This is a genomic window from Isoptericola dokdonensis DS-3, from assembly GCF_001636295.1.
In the GTDB taxonomy this organism is placed as follows: Bacteria; Actinomycetota; Actinomycetes; order Actinomycetales; family Cellulomonadaceae; genus Isoptericola; species Isoptericola dokdonensis.
Genome location: NZ_CP014209.1, coordinates 3,754,205 through 3,773,895, shown reverse-complemented (window position 1 = coordinate 3,773,895; position 19,691 = coordinate 3,754,205). Strand labels below are relative to the sequence as shown.

At 72.2% G+C, this 19,691-nt stretch carries 15 protein-coding genes; 5 read left to right on the top strand and 10 right to left on the bottom strand.

Annotated elements, in window-relative coordinates:
• Window positions 1-2: 2 nt before the first annotated feature.
• Window positions 3-782, bottom strand: a complete 780-nt coding sequence (locus I598_RS17135) for an alpha/beta hydrolase (protein WP_068204546.1) — start codon at window positions 780-782, stop codon at window positions 3-5.
• A 72-nt stretch (window positions 783-854) separates the two neighbouring features.
• A complete protein-coding gene (locus tag I598_RS17130; RefSeq protein WP_068204543.1) occupies window positions 855-1,151 on the bottom strand; it encodes a hypothetical protein in 297 nt (98 codons plus the stop codon).
• A 124-nt stretch (window positions 1,152-1,275) separates the two neighbouring features.
• Between I598_RS17130 and I598_RS17125 the strand changes: the two genes are divergently transcribed.
• Together I598_RS17125 and I598_RS17120 are read left to right on the top strand one after the other, a co-directional pair.
• Window positions 1,276-2,253, top strand: coding sequence for an FKBP-type peptidyl-prolyl cis-trans isomerase (locus tag I598_RS17125; protein WP_068204540.1), 978 nt, complete (start codon window positions 1,276-1,278; stop codon window positions 2,251-2,253).
• A 155-nt stretch (window positions 2,254-2,408) separates the two neighbouring features.
• On the top strand, window positions 2,409-2,909 hold the full coding sequence (locus I598_RS17120; protein WP_068204539.1) for a phosphoribosyltransferase: 501 nt from the start codon (window positions 2,409-2,411) through the stop codon (window positions 2,907-2,909).
• Window positions 2,910-2,973: 64 nt separating this feature from the next.
• On the opposite strand, the gene nrdF is transcribed toward I598_RS17120, so the two are convergent.
• The 8 genes from nrdF to I598_RS17080 all read right to left on the bottom strand — a co-directional run bounded on the left by nrdF (window position 2,974) and on the right by I598_RS17080 (window position 14,511).
• A complete protein-coding gene (nrdF, locus tag I598_RS17115; protein ID WP_068204536.1) occupies window positions 2,974-3,954 on the bottom strand; it encodes a class 1b ribonucleoside-diphosphate reductase subunit beta in 981 nt (326 codons plus the stop codon).
• 28 nt (window positions 3,955-3,982) lie between these two features.
• Window positions 3,983-4,723 carry an NUMOD3 domain-containing DNA-binding protein gene (locus I598_RS17110; RefSeq protein ID WP_232314211.1) on the bottom strand — a complete coding sequence of 247 codons (741 nt, stop codon included), beginning with the start codon at window positions 4,721-4,723 and terminating at the stop codon, window positions 3,983-3,985.
• A gap of 42 nt (window positions 4,724-4,765) precedes the next feature.
• Window positions 4,766-6,847, bottom strand: coding sequence for a class 1b ribonucleoside-diphosphate reductase subunit alpha (gene nrdE, locus I598_RS17105; protein WP_232314386.1), 2,082 nt, complete (start codon window positions 6,845-6,847; stop codon window positions 4,766-4,768).
• A gap of 71 nt (window positions 6,848-6,918) precedes the next feature.
• Complete coding sequence (nrdI, locus tag I598_RS17100) at window positions 6,919-7,350, bottom strand: class Ib ribonucleoside-diphosphate reductase assembly flavoprotein NrdI (protein ID WP_068204525.1); 432 nt, start codon at window positions 7,348-7,350, stop codon at window positions 6,919-6,921.
• 75 nt (window positions 7,351-7,425) lie between these two features.
• Window positions 7,426-7,668 carry a glutaredoxin-like protein NrdH gene (gene nrdH, locus I598_RS17095; protein WP_068204522.1) on the bottom strand — a complete coding sequence of 81 codons (243 nt, stop codon included), beginning with the start codon at window positions 7,666-7,668 and terminating at the stop codon, window positions 7,426-7,428.
• Window positions 7,669-8,259: 591 nt separating this feature from the next.
• Window positions 8,260-9,735: a GH1 family beta-glucosidase gene (locus tag I598_RS17090; protein WP_068204518.1), complete on the bottom strand. Its 1,476-nt coding sequence runs from the start codon at window positions 9,733-9,735 to the stop codon at window positions 8,260-8,262.
• Window positions 9,736-9,933: 198 nt separating this feature from the next.
• Entirely contained in the window at window positions 9,934-12,207 is a 2,274-nt protein-coding gene (gene yicI / locus I598_RS17085) for an alpha-xylosidase (RefSeq protein ID WP_068204516.1), read from the bottom strand.
• A gap of 222 nt (window positions 12,208-12,429) precedes the next feature.
• Window positions 12,430-14,511 (bottom strand): beta-galactosidase, encoded by a 2,082-nt coding sequence (locus tag I598_RS17080; protein ID WP_083973651.1) that lies wholly within the window; start codon window positions 14,509-14,511, stop codon window positions 12,430-12,432.
• Window positions 14,512-14,579: 68 nt separating this feature from the next.
• Between I598_RS17080 and I598_RS18315 the strand changes: the two genes are divergently transcribed.
• From I598_RS18315 to I598_RS17065, 3 genes are all read left to right on the top strand, one after another.
• Window positions 14,580-17,435: a glycosyl hydrolase family 95 catalytic domain-containing protein gene (locus I598_RS18315; RefSeq protein WP_068204513.1), complete on the top strand. Its 2,856-nt coding sequence runs from the start codon at window positions 14,580-14,582 to the stop codon at window positions 17,433-17,435.
• Window positions 17,436-17,445: 10 nt separating this feature from the next.
• Window positions 17,446-18,444 (top strand): LacI family DNA-binding transcriptional regulator, encoded by a 999-nt coding sequence (locus tag I598_RS17070; RefSeq protein ID WP_068205407.1) that lies wholly within the window; start codon window positions 17,446-17,448, stop codon window positions 18,442-18,444.
• A gap of 204 nt (window positions 18,445-18,648) precedes the next feature.
• Window positions 18,649-19,686, top strand: coding sequence for an ABC transporter permease (locus I598_RS17065; protein ID WP_232314210.1), 1,038 nt, complete (start codon window positions 18,649-18,651; stop codon window positions 19,684-19,686).
• Window positions 19,687-19,691: the final 5 nt, after the last annotated feature.

Genomic DNA, 19,691 nt, shown 5'->3' with positions numbered 1-19,691 from the left:
CGTCATCCTCTCGTCGGGACCGGTCCGTCGGACGGGGCCTGGGTGACCTCGCCGTCGTAGTGGGTGGGCAGCGGCGGGTGGCCGGGCAGGACGTGCGCGACGATCTCGTCGAGCACGCGACGCACGGCGGGCTCCCCCACCCACAGGTGCTTGGCGCCGTCGACGCCGATCACCTCGGCCTGCGGCACCCGGGCGAAGCGCTCGCGCGCCTCGGTGGGCTGCAGGTAGTCGTCGTGCTCCGGCACCAGCACGACGAGCGGCTTGCCGAACTCGGCCCAGCGGTCGAGGTCGGCGTCGGTGGCGCGGTGCAGCGGCGGGGACAGCAGGATCGCGCCCTCGATGCTCGGGTCGGCGCCGTGCTTCAGTACGAGCTCGGTGCCGAACGACCAGCCGACCAGCCACGGGCGCGGCAGCTCGCGGAACTCGGCGAGCTCCAGGGCGGCGGCGACGTCGAAACGCTCGGCCTCGCCGCCGTCGAACTCCCCCTCGGACGTGCCCCGCGGCGACGACGTGCCCCGCGTGTTGAACCGCAGCACCGCGAGGTCGGCGAGCTCCGGCAGCCGCCACGCCGCCTTGCGGTACACGTGGGAGTCCATGTAGCCGCCGTGCGTGGGCAGCGGGTGGAACGTCAGCAGCGTCGCGACGGGGTCCCGGTCGGCGGGCAGGGCGAGCTCGCCGACGAGGGTGAGGCCGTCGGCGGTGTGCAGCTCGACGTCCTCCCTCCGCCCGGGCAGGACGGTCAGGGAGCGGATCTGGTGGCCGGTGGCGGCGTCGTCGTTCATCGTCTCCAGCCTAGTTCGCACCGGCGCCCTCGCCCGGTGGGCGCGGCCTGACGTCCGTGGTGCCGCGCGAGGTCAGCGCAGCCGTTCGCGCCGGTCGAAGCAGGAGGAGTGCCAGTGCCGACGGGCCTCCAGACCGGCGGCCTCGCCGCCGACGACGTCCCGCTGCCACGCGACGACGTGCGGCGTGCCCGGCGGGATCTGCTGGTGGCAGGCGGGGCAGATGTAGGACTTGTCCCCGGTGACGCGGCGCACCGTCCACTGCCCGTCGCGCCCGTCGACGTGCCGCACTCCCCCGCGCGCCCGCTCGACATCCAGCTCGGGGTGCTCGGCGTTCCAGGGACGCTTGCGAGAGGGTCGGCGGTTCGGCATGCGTCCTATTGTCCCGCGTCCGCCGTGCGCCGGCGGCTCACTGCCCGCGCTCAGGTCGGACCGCTACAGTGTCCGGGGTTTGCGTATCGCCGACCGTACTGCCGCCGACATCGAAGGGCCTCCTGTGAAGCTCCGAACCTCCGTCGCCCTCGCCGCGACGCTCGCCGCCACCCTCACGCTGACCGCCTGCGGGGAGAGCGACGGGTCGAGCGACGACGCGTCGCCGTCGGCCTCGGCGTCGGCCGAGTCGTCGGCGTCGGCCGACGCGACGACCGCCCCGGAGCCGACCGCGGAGGACGTCGCGGCGCTCGAGGCCGTCGAGGTCGACGGCGACGCCGGCGCCGAGCCGGAGCTCGTCTTCTCCGACCTCACCGTGTCCGTGCCGACGACCCGCAACGTCGACGCCGGTGACGGCACCGAGCTCGCCGACGGCATGAAGGTCACCATGCAGTACGTCGCCTACGACGCCGCGGGGCAGAAGCTCGGCTCCACCTGGGAGACCGACGCTCCCCAGAGCTTCGTCCTCGGCGACCCGAGCTTCGACCTCCTCACCGAGCCGCTCACCGGCCAGCAGGTCGGGGCGCGCCTCCTCATCGCCAACCCCACCTACGACGCCGAGAACAACCCGTCGACCGTGGTCAACCTCATCGAGATCGTGGACGCCCGCGAGATCCCGACCCGCGCCGAGGGCGAGGCGGTCGAGCCCGCCGAGGGCCTGCCCACCGTCACCCTCGCCGACGACGGCGCCCCGTCCGTCGAGTTCCCCGAGGGCTACGAGGCCCCGGACAAGCTCGTCGCGCAGACCCTCATCAAGGGTGACGGCGCGGAGGTCACCGCCGAGCAGACCGTGACCGCCCACTACACCGGCTGGACGCTCGACGGCACGGTCTTCGACTCCTCCTGGGAGCGCGGGGAGCCGTCGTCCTTCTCGCTGCAGGGCGTCATCGAGGGCTGGACCGAGGGCCTCGCCGGCCAGACCGTCGGCAGCCAGGTGCTGCTCGTCATCCCCGCCGAGCAGGCGTACGGCGCCGAGGAGAGCGCGGACAACGAGCTCGCCGGCCAGGACCTCGTCTTCGTCGTGGACATCCTCGACGCCGACTGACCCGGTCCCTCGCCACCTGACGCGAGTCAGCGCACGCCGGCGCGAGTCAGCGCAGGTTCCCGCGAGTCAGCACGGACGGCCCCGCACCTCCTCGGAGGTGCGGGGCCGTCCGTCGTCGTGGCGACGCCCGTCTCGGCGGCAGGTAGTTTCTTCGCATGACGAACGACGCCGCACGCGAGATCCTCACCTGGGCCGACTTCGGGGAGGCCTCGCGCCGCCTCGCCGAGCAGGTGGTCGCGGACGGGTTCCGGCCCGACGTCGTCGTCGCGATCGCGCGCGGCGGCCTCGTCCCCGGCGGGGCGATCGCCTACGCGCTCGGCACCAAGGGCGTCGGGACGATGAACATCGAGTTCTACACCGACATCGGCCGCACCCTCGACGACCCGCGCGTCCTGCCGCCGCTCATGGACACGTCCGACCTCACCGGGTCGCGCGTCCTCGTCGTCGACGACGTCGCGGACTCCGGCCGCACCCTCGAGCTCGTCATGCGGATGCTCGACGGCCACGGCGCCGACGCCCGCGCCGCCGTGCTCTACACCAAGCCACGTTCCGTCATCCGCCCCGCGTACTCGTGGCGCGAGACCGACAGGTGGATCACCTTCCCGTGGTCCGCCGAGCCGCCCGTCGAGGGCGCGAACACCGACGTCGTCGCCTGACGAGGCACCGACGCAGAACGGGCCCGCACGCCGAGAGCGTGCGGGCCCGTTCGTACCGGGCGACTCAGAAGTCCCAGTCGTCGTCCTCGGTCTCGACGGCCTTGCCGATGACGTAGGACGAGCCCGAGCCGGAGAAGAAGTCGTGGTTCTCGTCGGCGTTGGGGCTGAGCGCGGCGAGGATGGCCGGGTTGACGTCGGTCTCGTCCTTGGGGAACAGCGCCTCGTAGCCCAGGTTCATGAGGGCCTTGTTGGCGTTGTAGCGCAGGAACTTCTTGACGTCCTCGGTGAGGCCGAGCTCTCCGTACAGGGAGTCGGTGTACTCGACCTCGTTCTCGTAGAGCTCGAAGAGCAGGTCGAAGGTGTAGGCCTTCATCTCGTCCTGCTCGGCCGGCGTGAGCTTCGCGAGGCTCTTCTGGAACTTGTAGCCGATGTAGTACCCGTGCACGGCCTCGTCGCGGATGATGAGGCGGATGAGGTCGGCCGTGTTGGTGAGTTTGGCGCGGCTCGACCAGTACATGGGCGCGAAGAATCCGGAGTAGAAGAGGAACGACTCGAGCATCGTCGAGGCGACCTTGCGCTTGAGGGGGTCGTCGCCGCGGTAGTACTCGAGGACGATCTCGGCCTTGCGCTGCAGGTACGGGTTCTCCTCGGACCACGCGAACGCGGCGTCGATCTCCTTGGTGGAGATCAGGGTGGAGAAGATCGAGGAGTAGCTCTTGGCGTGCACCGACTCCATGAACGCGATGTTGGTGTACACCGCCTCCTCGTGCGGGGTGAGGGCGTCCGGGATGAGCGAGACGGCGCCGACGGTCCCCTGGATGGTGTCGAGCAGCGTCAGCCCCGTGAACACCCGGGTCGTCATGAGCTTCTCGGCGTCCGACAGGGTGTTCCACGACTGGATGTCGTTCGACACCGGCACCTTCTCGGGCAGCCAGAAGTTGCCGACGAGCCGGTCCCAGACCTCGAGGTCCTTCTCGTCCTGCACGCGGTTCCAGTTGATCGCACTGACGCGATCGATGAGCTTCAGCTTCCCTGTGGGTGCCATGCCAGGTCGTCTCCTTCAGGTCGACGCGTCAGTTGCTCTGCGCGTCCGAGATACAGAACTTGCAGGTAGGGCTCGTACGGCCTTGGTTCGTGTGGTACCGAGTGTGAGCGCTCCGGGCGCTCGACGGCTTGGGCACGCCCTTCTGCGCGGCGGACATCTTCGCGCGCGTCTCCGGGCTCGCCTTCTTCCCGAAGTTCGGATTCCGCTCGCCGCGGCGCATCTCTGAGAGCACCGCACGCGACTCGGGCGACATGGTGTGCCCGAAGCTCGGGTGGTCCTCGCCGAACTTCCCGTAGTTCGGGTTCGCGGGACCGACGAACGTTCCCTTGCGGTCCCGCGACCACTTCGCCCTCTGCTCCGGCGTGTGCTGCATCCCGTAGAAGGGCCCGAGCGGCCCGGGCCTGCTCACTCCCTTCCGTCCGGTCGACCGCTGCCTTGCGGCTTCGCGCATCTCGTCGGTCCACACCACGCCGGTGGGCCCGAGCCCACCGGCGGAGAGGTTGAGCAGCCGATGGCCCTCGGCACGCAGTGCGGCGATCCAGAGGATCTCAGCTTCCCCGAGCCTCGTCAGGCTCTCGCGCTCGGTGTAGAGCTGGTCGACCACCACGTCCTCCTGATGCTTGCGCAGCCAGTCGTAGTACGGGGTCTTCCGGCCGGCTCGTGCATTGCTGAGGTGTCGCCGCAAGCGACGCGACGAACTCCAGGTCGTCAGTCCGATGTACCGGTACTCGTTCGAGTCCTTGAGTCGGATGCCGTAGATGATTCCCACGGGCCTCTGCCTGCCTGGAAGCTGCGTCGCCATGACCAATCCCTACAGCATGCAGCTGACACAACCCTCCACGGACGTGCCCTCCAGCGCGAGCTGACGGAGCCGGATGTAGTAGAGCGTCTTGATGCCCTTGCGCCAGGCGTAGATCTGCGCCTTGTTGACGTCGCGGGTGGTGACGGTGTCCGGGAAGAACAGCGTGAGCGACAGGCCCTGGTCGACGTGCTGGGTGGCCGCCGCGTAGGTGTCGATGATCTTCTCGTAGCCGATCTCGTACGCGTCCTGGTAGTACTCCAGGTTGTCGTTCGTCATGAAGGGCGCCGGGTAGTACGCGCGCCCGAGCTTGCCCTCCTTGCGGATCTCGATCTTCGCGGCGACGGGGTGGATCGACGACGTGGAGTGGTTGATGTAGCTGATGGAGCCGGTGGGCGGCACGGCCTGGAGGTTCTGGTTGTAGATGCCGTGCTCCATGACGGACGCCTTGAGCTCGCGCCAGTCGTCCTGCGTGGGGATGTGCACGCCGGCGTCCGCGAAGAGGGCGGCGACGCGCTCGGTGGCCGGCTCCCAGACGCGGTCGGTGTACTTGTCGAAGTACTCGCCGGTCGCGTACGTGGAGGTGGCGAAGCTGCCGAAGGCGCGGCCGCGCTCCTTGGCGAGGCGGTTGGAGGCCGCGATCGCGTGGTAGGCGACGGTGTAGAAGTAGATGTTGGTGAAGTCGACGCCCTCGTCGGAGCCGTAGTGGATCCGCTCGCGCGCGAGGTAGCCGTGCAGGTTCATCTGACCGAGGCCGATGGCGTGCCCGAGCTCGTTGGCCCGCTTGATCGACGGCACGGACTCGATGCTGGTCTGGTCGGACACGGCGGTGAGCGCGCGGATCGCGGTGTCGATGGTCCGGCCGAAGTCCGGGGAGTCCATCGTCCTGGCGATGTTCAGCGAGCCGAGGTTGCAGGAGATGTCCCGGCCGACGTGGTCGTAGGACAGGTCCTCGTGGAACGTCGACGGCGTGGAGACCTGGAGGATCTCGGAGCACAGGTTCGAGTGGGTGATGCGACCCTCGATGGGGTTGGCGCGGTTCACCGTGTCCTCGAACATGACGTACGGGTAGCCGGACTCGAACTGGAGCTCGGCGATCGTCTGGAAGAAGTCGCGCGCCTTGATCGTGGTCTTGCGGATCCGGTCGTCGGCGACGAGCTCGTCGTACTTCTCCGTGACGGAGATGTCCGCGAACGGCTTGCCGTAGATGCGCTCGACGTCGTACGGGCTGAACAGGTGCATGTCGGCGTTCTGCTTGGCCAGCTCGAACGTGATGTCCGGGATGACCACGCCGAGCGAGAGGGTCTTGATGCGGATCTTCTCGTCCGCGTTCTCCCGCTTGGTGTCGAGGAACCGCATGATGTCGGGGTGGTGCGCGTGCAGGTACACCGCGCCGGCGCCCTGGCGCGCCCCGAGCTGGTTGGCATACGAGAAGGAGTCCTCGAGAAGCTTCATCACGGGGATGACGCCGGACGACTGGTTCTCGATGTGCTTGATGGGCGCGCCGTGCTCGCGCACGTTGCTGAGCAGCAGGGCGACGCCGCCGCCACGCTTGGAGAGCTGCAGCGCGGAGTTGATGCCGCGCGCGATGGACTCCATGTTGTCCTCGATGCGCAGCAGGAAGCAGGACACGGGCTCGCCGCGCTGCGCCTTGCCGACGTTGAGGAACGTGGGGGTGGCGGGCTGGAATCGGCCGGCGATGACCTCGTCGACGATGTCGCGGGCCATCTGCTCGTCGCCGTCGGCCAGGCCGAGCGCGACCATGGAGACGCGGTCCTCGAAGCGCTCCAGGTACTTCTTCCCGTCGAACGTCTTCAGCGTGTACGACGTGTAGTACTTGAACGCGCCGAGGAACGACTCGAAGCGGAACCCGGCGGCGTAGGTGCGCTGGAACAGCTCCTTGACGAAGGCCCGGGAGTACTTGTCCAGCACGGCCGGGTCGTAGTACTTGTTCTCGACAAGGTGGTCGAGCTTGGCGTCGAGCGTGTCGAACTCGATCGTGTTCGGCAGGACGTGCTGCCGGAAGTACGCGGAGGCCGCCTCGCGGTCCTTGTCGAACTGGATCTTGCCGTCCGGTCCGTAGAGGTTGAGCATCGCGTTGAGCGCGTGGTAGTCGAGGTCGGCCTGCGGGAGGACGACCTGCGCGTCCGTGTCGGGCGCGGTGCTCACGCCGAGATCAGTGACTGTCGTTGCCAAAATCGTCCCCATCCGTCTCGGACGCGCTGGGCGTCCTCCGTCGTGCCGAGCAGCTCGAAGGCATACAGGTATGGCACCTGGCACTTCGCCGCGATGATGTCGCCGGCGATGCAGTACGCAGCGCCGAAGTTGGTGTTGCCCGCCGCGATGACGCCGCGGATCAACGACCGGTTGTGCGCGTCGCCCAGGAACCTGCGGACCTGACGCGGCACGGCTCCGCCCTCGTTGCCGCCCCCGTAGGTGGGGACCATGAGCACGTACGGTTCGTCCACGGTGAGGAACCCGTCGCTCGGTCGCAGCGGGATGCGGTGCACCGGCACGCCCTGCTCGGGGAAGCCGAGCTTCTGGACGAACCGGTGCGTGTTCTCCGAGACGCTGGAGAAGTACACGAGCGATGACATGTCGCTCTCCCCCGTTCGGACGTACGTGGTGCCGGCCCGGTCGCGAGGTTGCGCCCGCGACCGGGCCGGAGCTCGTCAGGCCGTGACGGCCTGCTGTGCGGCCACCGAGGAGATCCGGTCGGGGCGGAAGCCCGACCAGTGGTCCTCGCCGGCGACGACGACGGGCGCCTGGAGGTAACCGAGACCGCGGACCATCTCGAGCGCCTCGGCGTCCTGCGTGATGTCGACGACGGTGTACTCGACGCCCTTGCGGTCCAGGGCCCGGTAGGTCGCATCGCACTGCACGCACGCCGGCTTGCTGTAGACGGTGACGCTCATGTCGGTCTCCCCCTCGTCCGCCGCCCACCTGGCGGCCCGTGAAATGTCTGTGGTTCGTGGGCGGTTCCCGGGCGGTCGGCCGTGGTCCGGCGAGCCCTGCGACAGGGCCCCGACCAGGGACGACACCGGTGCAACTACGCCGATGTGATCCTCCGCGAGGGCTGGGCCCCCGACGTGCTCCAAACACTACACCTAGTGTTCGCCGCCCGCTCGCCTACGACATGTTGTGTTGCCAACGGTGTGATTTCCACCGTGTCACCCTGCCCCCGGAGGCCTCTGCGGGCCCCGGGGAGACCCTGTGGACCATGCTCCCAGCCGCCTCTGACACCCCTGTCGTCCACCGCCGTCGTCCACCGGGACGACCCTCGCCGAGGCCTGCGACGACGCCGTCCGGGCCCCGGCGTCCACACCTGTGGACGCCGCTCCGTCCACAGGTGTGCACACCGCGGACGACCCTCCCGGCGGACCCGACGACGAGCTCGGCCCGGACGTCCGGAGCGACCGCCGGACGTTCCCCGGACGACGACGCGCCCGGCGTGTCGGGCACACCGGGCGCGTCGTGGGCCTGCCGGTCGGCAGGAGGTCCGAGGGTCAGGCGGGCTGCGCCTCGAAGACCCCGGGGATCCGGCCGGTGCGCACGAGCCGCGCGTACCAGTAGGCGGAGTTCTTCCACGTGCGCTCACCCGTGGGGTAGTCGACGTGGAGCATGCCGAACCGCTTGGAGTAGCCGTACGCCCACTCGAAGTTGTCCATGAGCGACCATGCGAAGTAGCCGCGGACGTCGGCACCGGCGGCGATCGCGTCGGCGACGGCGGCCACGTGGTCGCGCAGGTACGCGACGCGGGCGAGGTCGTGCACGCGGGCGATGCCGAGCGCCGGGTCCTCGACGACGGTGTCCTCGAAGGAGGCACCGTTCTCCGTGACGGCGAGCGGCAGGTCGGGGTAGGTGCGGTGCAGGTCGAGCAGCAGCTCGGTGAGGCCGGCCGGCTCCACGTTCCACCCCATGGCCGTGTGTGGGCCGGGCAGCGGGAGGAACTCGACGTCGTCGGCGGCCACCCAGGGCGAGACCGTGGTGGTCTTGTGGCCGTCGGCCCGCACCGGCTCGCCCTCGCCGGTGAACCGGCGCACGCGGGTGGTCGAGTAGTAGTTGACCCCGAGCACGTCGAGCGGCTGCCGGGTGATCTCGAGGTCGCCGTCCTGCACGAACGACCAGTCGGAGACGCTCGCGGTGTCGGCGAGGACGTCGGCCGGGTACTCCCCGTCCAGGAGCGGCCCGAGGAACACGCGGTTGGCGAGCCCGTCGATCTGCCGCAGGGCGTCGGCGTCGGCGGCGGAGCCGGACGCGGGGCGCAGCACGTGCAGGTTCAGCGTCACGGAGCACTTCGCGGCGGGCAGCACCTCGCGGATCGCCCGGACGGCGAGGCCGTGGGCGAGGTTGAGGTGGTGCACGGCGGCGAGCGCCGCGGCGGGCTCGGTGCGCCCGGGGGCGTGCACGCCCGACGCGTAGCCGAGGTAGGCGGAGCACCAGGGCTCGTTGAGGGTGGTCCACATCTCGACGCGGTCGCCGAGCTCGGTGGCCATGGCCCGGGCGTACTGCGCGAACGCGTACGCGGTGTCCCGGTTGGCCCAGCCGCCGGCGTCCTCGAGCTCCTGCGGGAGGTCCCAGTGGTAGAGCGTGACGTACGGGGTGATGCCACGCTCGCGCAGGGCGTCGAGGAGGTTCCGGTAGAACTCGACCCCCTCGGGGTTGAGGGGCCCGCTGCCGCCGGGCTGGACGCGCGACCAGGAGATCGACAGGCGGTAGCCGCCGACGCCGAGGCGGGCGAGGTGGTCGACGTCCTCGGCCCAGCGGTGGTAGTGGTCGCAGGCGACGTCGCCGGTGTCACCGTTCACGACGGCGCCCGGGACGCGGCTGAGGGTGTCCCAGATGGAGGGGCCACGACCGCCCTCGGCGGCGGCACCCTCGATCTGGTACGCGGCGGTGGCCGTGCCCCAGAGGAAGTCGGCGGGGAACGGGGACGAGGTCGGGGCCGCGGCGCCGGTGGCGTGGCCCGGGGTGGTGCTCATCGGTGGTCTACCTCCTGGTGGTCGGCGCGACGGCGTCGCGCCCGGTGAGTGGGAGCGTTCCCACGAATCGATTCGATACTAGCGTGCGGCGGACGCCGGATCCACCATCCGTGCCGGACGGCGCGGCTCGCGTCGCACCGGTGGTCCGCCGGGCCCGTCGTCGTCCCGCGCGCAGGACGACGACGGGCGCGGCGCGGCTCACAGCGCGAGGGTCACCGATGCCGCACCGGACGCCGCGACGACCACGTCACCGGTGCGGACGGACCAGTCCCCCGGCGCGTCGTCGGACGACACCTGGACCTCGTCGCCCACGCGCCGGACGTGGAACCGCACGTGCTCCCCGCCCCCGCGGGTCGGGACGGCCGTCACGGCGTCGTACCCGTCGGGGAGCTCGAAGAGGCGCAGCTCGACGCCGTCGGCCCACGCGTAGTCCGGCCGGTCGGTCCGCGCCCCGACCGGGAGCACGGTGCCCGGGCGCACGTAGAGCGGCAGGGAGTCCGCGGCGTGCCGCTCCCGGACCCAGCGCGGCCCGGTCACCTGCTGCCCCGTGAGCAACGACGTCCACGTGCCCTCCGGGACGTACACCTCGACGTCCCCGGCGGCCGAGAACACCGGCGCGACCAGCAGCGCGCCGCCCAGCATGTACTGCGTGTCGATGCCGAACGTCGAGCGGTCGCCGGGGAACTCCAGCGGCATCGGTCGCATCAGCGGCACCCCCGCGCCGACGACCTCCTCGGCGGCGGCACCCAGGTACGGCATGAGCCGCATCTTGAGGTGCGTGAACCGGCGTGCGACGTCCACCGCCTCGTCGTCGAACGCCCACGGCACCCGGTACGAGCTCGACCCGTGCAGCCGCGAGTGGCTGGACAGCAGGCCGAACGCGAGCCACCGCTTGAACACCTCGGCGTCGGGGGTGCCCTCGAACCCGCCGATGTCGTGGCTCCAGTAGCCGAACCCGGACATCGCGAGCGACAGCCCGCCACGCAGCGTCTCGGCCATGGAGGAGAACTGCGAGTCGCAGTCGCCGCCCCAGTGCACCGGCATCGTCTGCCCGCCCGTCGTCGCCGACCGCGCGAACAGCACCGCCTCCCCCTCGCCGCGGCGACGGCGCAGCAGGCCGAACACGACCTCGTTGTAGGCCTGCGCGTAGTAGTTGTGCATCCTCTGCGGGTCGGACCCGTCGAACCAGACGACGTCGTCGGTGGGCACCCGCTCGCCAAAGTCCGTCTTGAAGCAGTCGACGCCCTGGTCGAGCAGCCGCTCCAGATGGCCGAGGTACCAGTCGGTCGCGTCGGGGTTGGTGAAGTCGACCAGCCCCATGCCCGCCTGCCACAGGTCCCACTGCCAGGTGCCGCCGTCGGAGGTGCGCAGCAGGTAGCCGCGCTCGGCGGCCTCGGCGAACAGCGGCGAGCGCTGCGCGATGTACGGGTTGATCCAGAGGCACACCTTCAGGCCGCGGTCGTGCAGGCGCGCGAGCATCCCCTCGGGGTCGGGGAACGTGCGCGGGTCCCACGTGAAGTCGCACCACTGGTACTCGCGCATCCAGAAGCAGTCGAAGTGGAAGACGCTCAGCGGCAGGTCCCGCTCGGCCATGCCGTCGATGAAGGCGTTGACGGTCTGCTCGTCGTAGTCGGTGGTGAACGACGTCGACAGCCACAGCCCGTACGACCAGTCCGGCACGCGCGGCGGCCGCCCGGTGAGGGCGGTGTAGCGGGTCAGGACGTCCTTCGGCGTGGGCCCCGCGATGACGTGGTACGTGAGCGTCTCACCGGGGACGGACAGCTGGACGCGGGAGTTCACCTCGGTGGCGACCTCGAGCGACACCTTCTCGGGGTGGTCGACGAAGACGCCGTACCCGCGGCTGGTGACGTAGAACGGCACGTTCTTGTAGGCCTGCTCGCTGGAGGTGCCGCCGTCGGCGTTCCAGACGTCGACCTCCTGGCCGTTCTTGACGAACGGACCGAAGCGCTCCCCCAGCCCGTAGACGTGCTCGCCCGGTGCGAGGGCGAGCTGTTCGTGCACCCAGCGCCCGCCGGCGTCCGCCGAGACCGACGCCACGGACTTCGGCAGCGACGACGTGACGACCTCCCCGGCGTGCTCGAAGTCGACCCGCCACGGGCCGTGGCGGTGCACGCGGACGGCGAGCTCGCCGGTCTCCAGGACGCCGGCGACCTCGTCGACCTTGACGACGGGACGGAAGCCCGGCTCGCGGTGCAGGGCGAAGTCGGGGCCGCGGTGCACGCCGCCGGCGTGGTGCTCCACGCGCACGGTGACGACGCCCGGCGCCGGCGAGGAGTACGTCAGGGTCAGCATCGGCCGGTTGAGCGTGTCGCCGCGGTGCCGGATCGTCACGGTCGGGGCGTACACGGTCATGGTGCCCGCCGCCTCGTCGACGCGGACGTCGTCCACCTCGACCGCGTAGAGCGGGTGCAGACCGGGCCGGGACAGCCAGTAGCCGTCGGTGAACTTCATCGTGGGTCACCTTCTCGTCGAGGTCCATCGTCCGGCGGGGTCCGCCTGCCCGCACGCGCGGCGGCCGGTGCCGAGGGTCAGCGGGTGGGCGTCGTCGACGTCGATGTCGAAGCGCTTCGACAGCCGAGTATGTGCGAGGCAGCAGGTTCCGTCAAGAGGTGCGGGACCGTTGCGACGACGCCGGTCGTACCGATTCGAGACCGGCGTCGTCCACGGCGCCGCTCATGCGTCGCCCAGGTCCAGGACGACGACGTCGCACGGCCCCAGGACGACCTCGTCGTCGGCCTTCGTGCCCGTGAGGAGGTCGACCGCCGGACCGGGCACCGGCACGCGCACGGTGCCGCCCGAGTGGTTGAGGACGAACAGCAGGTCGCCGCGCCGCACCGCCTCCACGCCCGGCAGCGCCACGAGCCCGGGCAGCACGCCCCGCACCCCGGCGGCGTCGAGCGCCTGGTCGAGGACGGCGCCGAGCACCCGCTCCGGGAGCACCGCCCCGGCGTACCAGGCCGCCCCGCCCCCGGGCAGCACGTGGCGGGTCACCGCCGGCGCGCCGGCGAGGTGCCCCGCGGCGAACGTCGCCAGCACGTCGGCGCCGTCGGCACGCAGCAGCTCGCCGAACGTCGTCGCCCGCGGGGCCGCCGAAGCCTCGACCACCAGGTCCGGGTCCACGTCGAGCGGGACGCCCTCGTCGGGCAGCGGCACCCACTCCTCGCCGCTCACGCCGAGCACGTCGTGCAGCAGCACGGGGAACCGGCCTGTGCGGACCTGCGCGTCGGCGTCCGCGACGCCGGAGAAGGGCCCGACGACGAGGCTCGCGCCCCGGTGCGTCGCGGCCTCGAGCCCTGCGGCTGCCTCCTCGGTGAGCACGTACGACTGCGGCACGAGGACGACGTCGTAGCCGGTGAGGTCCGCGCCCGGCGGGGCGAGGTCCACCGCGACCCCCGCCGCCCACAGCGGCCGGTACCAGGACCGGACCTGCTCGAGCACGCTCAGCCGGGCCGTGGGACGCGCCTGCTCCTCGGCGGCCCACCACGACTCCCAGTCGAACAGCAGCACCACCCGCGCCTCCACCCGGCCGCCGGTCACCGGACGCAGCCGCCGCAGGTCCGCCCCGAGGCGGCGCACCCCCGCGTGCACGCGCGTGTCAGTGCCGGCGTGCGGGAGCATCGCCGAGTGGAACCGCTCGGCGCCGGCCCGCGAGGCCCGCCACTGGAAGAAGCAGACGCCGTCGGCCCCGCGGGCCACCGCCTGCAACGACTCCAGCCGCGACCGCTCCGGGCTCTTGGGCAGGTTGTGCTCGCGCCAGCTCACGGCGCCCGTCGCCTGCTCCATGAGCACCCACGGGTCGCCACCGCCCAGGGATCGCATGAGGTCCTGGACCAGGGCGGAGTCCGCCGGGGCGTGCGGGTCGCCGGGGTCGGGGTACTGGTCGTCCGCCACGACGTCCAGGTCGCCCGCCCACGACCAGTAGTCGACCAGCGGGAAGAACCCCATGAAGTTCGTGGTGACGGGCACGTCCGGATCGGCGGCGCGGATCACGTCGCGCTGCTCGCGGTAGAGGTCGAGCAGCAGGTCCGAGGAGTAGCGCCGGAAGTCGAGGGCCTGCGTCGGGTTGACGTGGTAGACCATGCGGCGCGGCGGCAGGATCTCGTCGAACGACCCGTACGCCTGCGACCAGAACGCGGTGCCCCACGCGGCGTTGAGGCGTTCGACCGTGCCGTACCGGGCGCGCAGCCAGTCGCGGAACCGCGCGGCGGACTCGTCGCCGAAGCAGACCTGGCCGAGCTCGTTGCCGACGTGCCACATCCGCACCGCGGGATGCCCGGCGTACCGCGCGACCAGGTCGCGGGTGATCGCGAGCGCATGGTCCCGGTAGACCTGGGAGGCCGGGGAGAAGTGGTTGCGCGAACCCGCCACGAGGCGCACGCCGTCGACGTCGACCGGCAGGGTGTCCGGGTGCCGGTGCCCGAGCCAGGCGGGTGGCGACGCCGTCGGGGTGGCGAGGTCGACGGCGACGCCGGCCGCGTGGAGGACGTCGAGGACCTCGTCGAGCCAGGCGAAGTCGCGCACGCCCGGGCGGGGCTCGTAGCGGGCCCACGAGAACACGCCGACGGTGACGAGGTTGACCCCCGCCTCGCGCATGAGCCGGGCGTCCTCGCGCCAGACGTCGGGGCCCCACTGCTCGGGGTTGTAGTCGCCGCCGTAGAGGAGGCCGAGGTCGTGGGTCAGCGCAGCGAAGCGTCCGGCGGGCGGGCCGCCGGACGCCGCCGTCGCCGCCGTCGTCGTACGGTCCGTGCTGGGCACCGTCGCCTCCTCGGGTCGTCGCCCGACCCCGCTGTCGAAGCGCTTCGAGCGCACGCTAGCCTGGGCCGATGCCAGGTGTCCAGCGTCGCCACCAGCCCCGTCCCGCCACCCCCGCCGGACCCCCGCCGGACGCCCCTCGGCCCGGCGCCGAACCCCCAGCCCTGCCACCACGGGACGACGCGGCCGACCCGCATCTGCCCGACGACCTGCACCGGCTCTGGTACGACGCCCCGGCCGCCACCTGGCTCGAGGCCGTTCCCGTGGGCAACGGCCACCGGGCCGCCATGTGCGCGGGCAGACCCGGCACGGAGCACCTCTGGATCAACGACGGCACCGCCTGGTCGGGCCTGCCCACCCCCGACCCCCTCGCCGGCGTGCAGGCCCGCGGACCCGAGCACCTCGCCGCGGTGCGCCGCGCCGTCGACGCGGGTGACGTGCGCGAGGCCGAGCGGCTGCTCGCCGCCCTGCAGGCCCCCTGGTCGCAGGCCTACCTACCGCTCGCCGAGGCCGACGTCACCGTGACGGCCGCCGCTCCCCCGACGACACCCGGCGACGACGCCACGCCCTCCCCCGCTCCCGGCGCCGGTCCCGGCACGGGCGCGTCCGCCGGCGGGACCGCGCAGGGGTCCCCGGACCAGCCGCCGGCCGCGGTGCGCGAGCTCGACCTGCGCACCGCGGTCGCGACGCACCGCTGGTGGACGCCCGCCACGGGTACCGTCGTCCAGGAGACGTGGGCCGACGCCACCGGCGGGGCGATCGTCCACACCGTGCGCGCGGACCGGCCGGTGCGCGTGACGGTGCGCCTCGAGAGCCTGCTGCGCACCGCGGCCGAGCCCCACGACCTCGCCGGGCCGGGCGCCGGGCAGCTCGTGCACGTCGTCGACCTGCCCGTCGACGTCTCGCCGGGCCACGCCCCCGGCGGCAGCACCGTGCAATACGGGCCGACCGGACGCCGGGGCGCGGTCGCGGTCCGCGCCGTGGGGGACGACGCGGCCGTCGTCGCGGACGGCGCGCTGCGCACCGGAACCGCGACGACCCACGTCCTGCTCATGGCGGCCGCGACGACCGACCCGCCCGGGGCAGCCGACGCCGCACCCGTCGCCGAGCGCCTCGCGGAGCAGCTCGCCGCGGGCGACGCGGCCGGGAACCCCCTCGACCGGCGGGCCACGACGGAGCCGTCCGCCGTCCGCGAGCGCCTGCGCGGCGTGCACGTCGCGGCGCACCGGGAGCTGTACGACCGGACCCGGCTGGTGCTGCCGTCCGCCACCGGTGCGGCCGACCTCACGACGGACCGCCGGGTGGCGGCGGCCGAGCACCGGCCCGACCCGGGCCTCGCGGCGCTGGTGTTCCACCACGGGCGCTACCTGCTGCTGTCGTCGTCGCGGCCGGGGGGTCTGCCGGCGACGCTGCAAGGGCTGTGGAACCCGTGGCTGCCGGGCCCCTGGAGCAGCGCCTACACGCTGAACATCAACCTCCAGATGGTCTACTGGGCGGCCGAGACGACCGGGCTGCCGGAGTGCCACGAGCCGCTGCTGGCGTTCGTGCGCGGGCTCGCCGCGGGTCCGGGGGCGCGGGTCGCGGCCGGCCTGTACGGGGCGCGCGGGTGGACGGCGCACCACAACTCGGACGCGTGGGGGCACGCGGCGCCGGTCGGTGCTGGCGAGGGCGCCGCGCAGTGGTCGGCGTGGGCGTCGGCGGGCTGGTGGCTGGTGCAGCACGTGGTGGAGCACCACCGGTTCGCGACGGACCGGGTGGCCGCGGACGCCGCGCTGCGGGAGTCCTGGGACGCGCTCCGGGGGGCGGCGCTGTTCGCCCTGGACTGGGTGCAGGTCGCTCCGGCCCCGCCGCGAGGTAGTACCTCCGGTCCCGAGGTCGTGCCCCGGGGGTACGACCTCGGGACCGGAGGTACTACCTCGCGGGCGAGGGCGCGACTGAGTCCGTCGACGTCGCCGGAGAACACCTTCGTGGCGCCCGACGGCGAGCCGGCGGCGGTGACGACGGACGCCACGATGGACGTGGCCCTGGTGCGCTGGCTGGCCGGGGCGTGCCGCGAGGCGGCCGGGCTGCTCGGTCTCGACGAGGCCGACGAGCCGTGGCTGGCGGAGCTGACGGCGGTCGCGGCGGCCCTGCCGGACCACCGCGTGGGTGCACGCGGCGAGCTGCTGGAGTGGGGCGCGGAGCTGCCGGAGGCCCAGCCGGAGCACCGGCACCTGTCGCACCTGGTGGGGCTGTTCCCGCTGGGCACGCTGGACCCGACGACGACCCCGGACCTGGCGGCGGCCGCCGCACGGACCCTGGAGCTGCGGGGCCGGGAGTCGACGGGGTGGTCGCTGGCGTGGCGCCTCGCACTGTGGGCGCGACTCGGCCGGGGCGACCAGGCCCACGAGCAGGTGGCCCTGGCGCTGCGACCGGCGGTGGAGGGGGTGGGTCACCGGGGCGGCCTGTACCCGAACCTGTTCAGCGCGCACCCGCCGTTCCAGCTCGACGGGAACTGCGGGCTGGTGGCGGGCGTCGCGGAGCTGCTGCTGCAGTCCCACCGGGGCACGGCCGACGTCCCGCACCTGGACGTGCTCCCGGCGCTCCCGGGGGCGTGGCCCGACGGGGAGGTCACCGGCCTGCGGGCCCGCGGCGGGCTGCGCGTGGACCTCGCCTGGCGGGACGGCGCCGCGGTGCGCGTCGTGCTGCACGCCCCGCCCGGCCGTGACGTCACCCTCACGCTGGCCGCAGGACCGCCCGTCGCGGGGCAAGCGCCTTCCGTCGACCGACCGTCGATGCCCGGGGAAACTTCGCCCGCCCGGACGGCGTCGCCGCGCACGCTGCGGGTCGCCGCCGGGTCTATGTTGACCCTCGACCCCAGTCACCTCGCCGACCCCGGTGACGGGCGCCGCTCGGCGCCGGGCCCCGCCGTCGGCACCACGCCCTGAGGAGCCGACCGTGCCCACCATCGAGGACGTCGCCAAGGCCGCCGGTGTCTCCGCGTCGACGGTCTCCTACGTCCTGTCCGGGAAGCGCTCGATCTCCGCCCCGACGCGCAAGCGGGTCGAGGAGGCCATCGCCGACCTCGGCTACCGACCGCACGCGGGGGCGCGCGCCCTGGCGTCGAGCCGGACCAACGTCATCGGCCTCATGGTGCCGCTGCGGGCGGGCGTCGACGTGTCGGTCGTGATGCAGTTCGTCACGGGCGTCGTCACGCGCGCCCGCGAGGCGGACCACGACGTGCTGCTGCTCACCCAGGACGACACCGGCGGCCTGGAGCGGGTGGCGGCCGGGTCGATGGTGGACGCGATCATCGTCATGGACGTCGAGGCGGACGACCCGCGCGTCCCGGTGCTGCGGGCGCTGCGCCAGCCGACGGTGCTCATCGGGCTGCCCCACGACCCGGCGGGACTGAGCTGCGTGGACCTGGACTTCGAGGCGGCGGGCCGGCTCGCCGCGGGGCACCTCGCCGACGCGGGGCACCGGGAGGTCGCGCTGATCGGTCCGCCGGCGGCGGTCCTGGCGCGGCACACGAGCTACGCGGACCGCGTGATCCGCGGCTGGTCGGCGACGTGCGGCGCGCGCGACCTGGTCGGGGTGGTCGAGGCCTGCGAGACGACGCCCGACGGCGCCCGCCGGGCGGTGGACGCGGTGCTGGAGCGCGCACCGGGGACGACGGGGTTCTTCGTGCACAACGAGCAGGCGCTCCCGCACGTGCTGGGCCGGCTGGCGGAGCACGGCCTCGCCGCGGCGGACGACGTCCCGGTGGTGGCGCTGTGCCCGACGGCGGTGGCGACGGCGCAGGCGTTCGCGCTGACGAGCATCGACATCCCCGGCGAGGTGATCGGCGGCGTGGCGGTCGACATGGTGACGGCGCGTCTCGACGGCGAGCAGCCCGCCGAGACGCGGCTGCTGACGCCGGTCCTCACCGCGCGGGGGGGCGCCGCGGGGCGCTGACCCGACCCCTCTCCCTGCTGTCGGCGGCCGCCGTCCGGACCCTCGGACGGCGGCCGTCGTGCGTCCCCGGCGCCGCGGCGGGAAGGTCACGGATCGGTGCGGGATGCGCCGGACCCATTGCGCGGCGACCCTCGACGGTGATATCTATTCGAAGCGCTTCGACAGTGTTCGTCGTCGCGCTGAGCCATCACGAGGGAGTGACAGGTGAGTCTCACGCAGGGAACCCCGGCGACGACGGGAGCGCCCGCACCGGCGCAGGCCGCGGCCGCGGTGCTGCCCGCCGACGGGCGCCGCACCGGCTCCCGCCCGGGCCGCGCACGCCGGGGGCGCAAGCCGGCCTCGAACGCCCGGTCGTCCAAGACGATGTTCTGGCTCATCGCGCCGTTCCTCGTCCTGGTGTTCCTGTTCTCGTACCTGCCGCTGGCCGGCTGGGCCACCGCGTTCTACGACTACAAGCCGGCGCTCGGCCTGACCGGCAGCGAGTTCGTGGGCCTCCAGTGGTTCGAGATGCTGGTCTCCTCGCCCGCGCAGCTCCAGCAGCTCGGGCAGGTGCTGGCGAACACGCTCGCGATGAGCTTTCTCGGCTTCGCCACGTCGCTGCTGCCGGTGTTCTTCGCGATGCTGCTCAACGAGATCCGGGCGCCGTGGTTCCGCAACGCGGTGCAGACCCTCACGACGCTCCCGAACTTCATCTCGTGGGTGCTCGTCTACCTCATCGCGTTCTCGCTGTTCTCCACGACCGGCCTGGTGAACTCCGTGCTCGGCGACTGGGGTCTCATCACGACCCCGCTGAAGTTCCTCGACACCGACCAGCACGTCTGGCTGACGATGCTGCTCTGGAGCCTGTGGAAGGGCCTCGGCTGGGGCGCGATCATGTACCTCGCCGCCATCACGTCGATCGACCCGGCCCTCTACGAGTCCGCCCGGATCGACGGGGCCAACCGCTTCCAGCTCATGCGGTACATCACGTTCCCGCAGCTCATGCCGACGTACGTCGTCCTGCTGGTGCTGTCCATCGCGAACATGCTCAACAACGGGATGGAGCAGTTCTACGTGTTCCAGAACGCGTTCAACAAGGAGTACATCCAGGTGCTGGACCTGTACGTCTACAACATCGGCATCACGGGCAACAGCCTGTCGATGGCGACGGCCCTGGGGATGCTCAAGAGCCTGATCTCCGTGGCGCTGCTGGTCGCCGCCAACGCCGTCGCCAAGCGTGCCCGTGGCACCTCGATCATCTGAGACCG

Coding starts and splice junctions, on each gene's coding strand:
- I598_RS17120 (WP_068204539.1), top strand. CDS start 2,409: ATGACGAACGACGCCGCACGCGAGATCCTCACCTGGGCCGACTTCGGG.
- nrdF (WP_068204536.1), bottom strand. CDS start 3,954: ATGGCACCCACAGGGAAGCTGAAGCTCATCGATCGCGTCAGTGCGATC.
- I598_RS17090 (WP_068204518.1), bottom strand. CDS start 9,735: ATGAGCACCACCCCGGGCCACGCCACCGGCGCCGCGGCCCCGACCTCG.
- I598_RS18315 (WP_068204513.1), top strand. CDS start 14,580: ATGCCAGGTGTCCAGCGTCGCCACCAGCCCCGTCCCGCCACCCCCGCC.
- I598_RS17135 (WP_068204546.1), bottom strand. CDS start 782: ATGAACGACGACGCCGCCACCGGCCACCAGATCCGCTCCCTGACCGTC.
- yicI (WP_068204516.1), bottom strand. CDS start 12,207: ATGAAGTTCACCGACGGCTACTGGCTGTCCCGGCCCGGTCTGCACCCG.
- nrdI (WP_068204525.1), bottom strand. CDS start 7,350: ATGTCATCGCTCGTGTACTTCTCCAGCGTCTCGGAGAACACGCACCGG.
- nrdE (WP_232314386.1), bottom strand. CDS start 6,847: ATGCTCAACCTCTACGGACCGGACGGCAAGATCCAGTTCGACAAGGAC.
- nrdH (WP_068204522.1), bottom strand. CDS start 7,668: ATGAGCGTCACCGTCTACAGCAAGCCGGCGTGCGTGCAGTGCGATGCG.
- I598_RS17130 (WP_068204543.1), bottom strand. CDS start 1,151: ATGCCGAACCGCCGACCCTCTCGCAAGCGTCCCTGGAACGCCGAGCAC.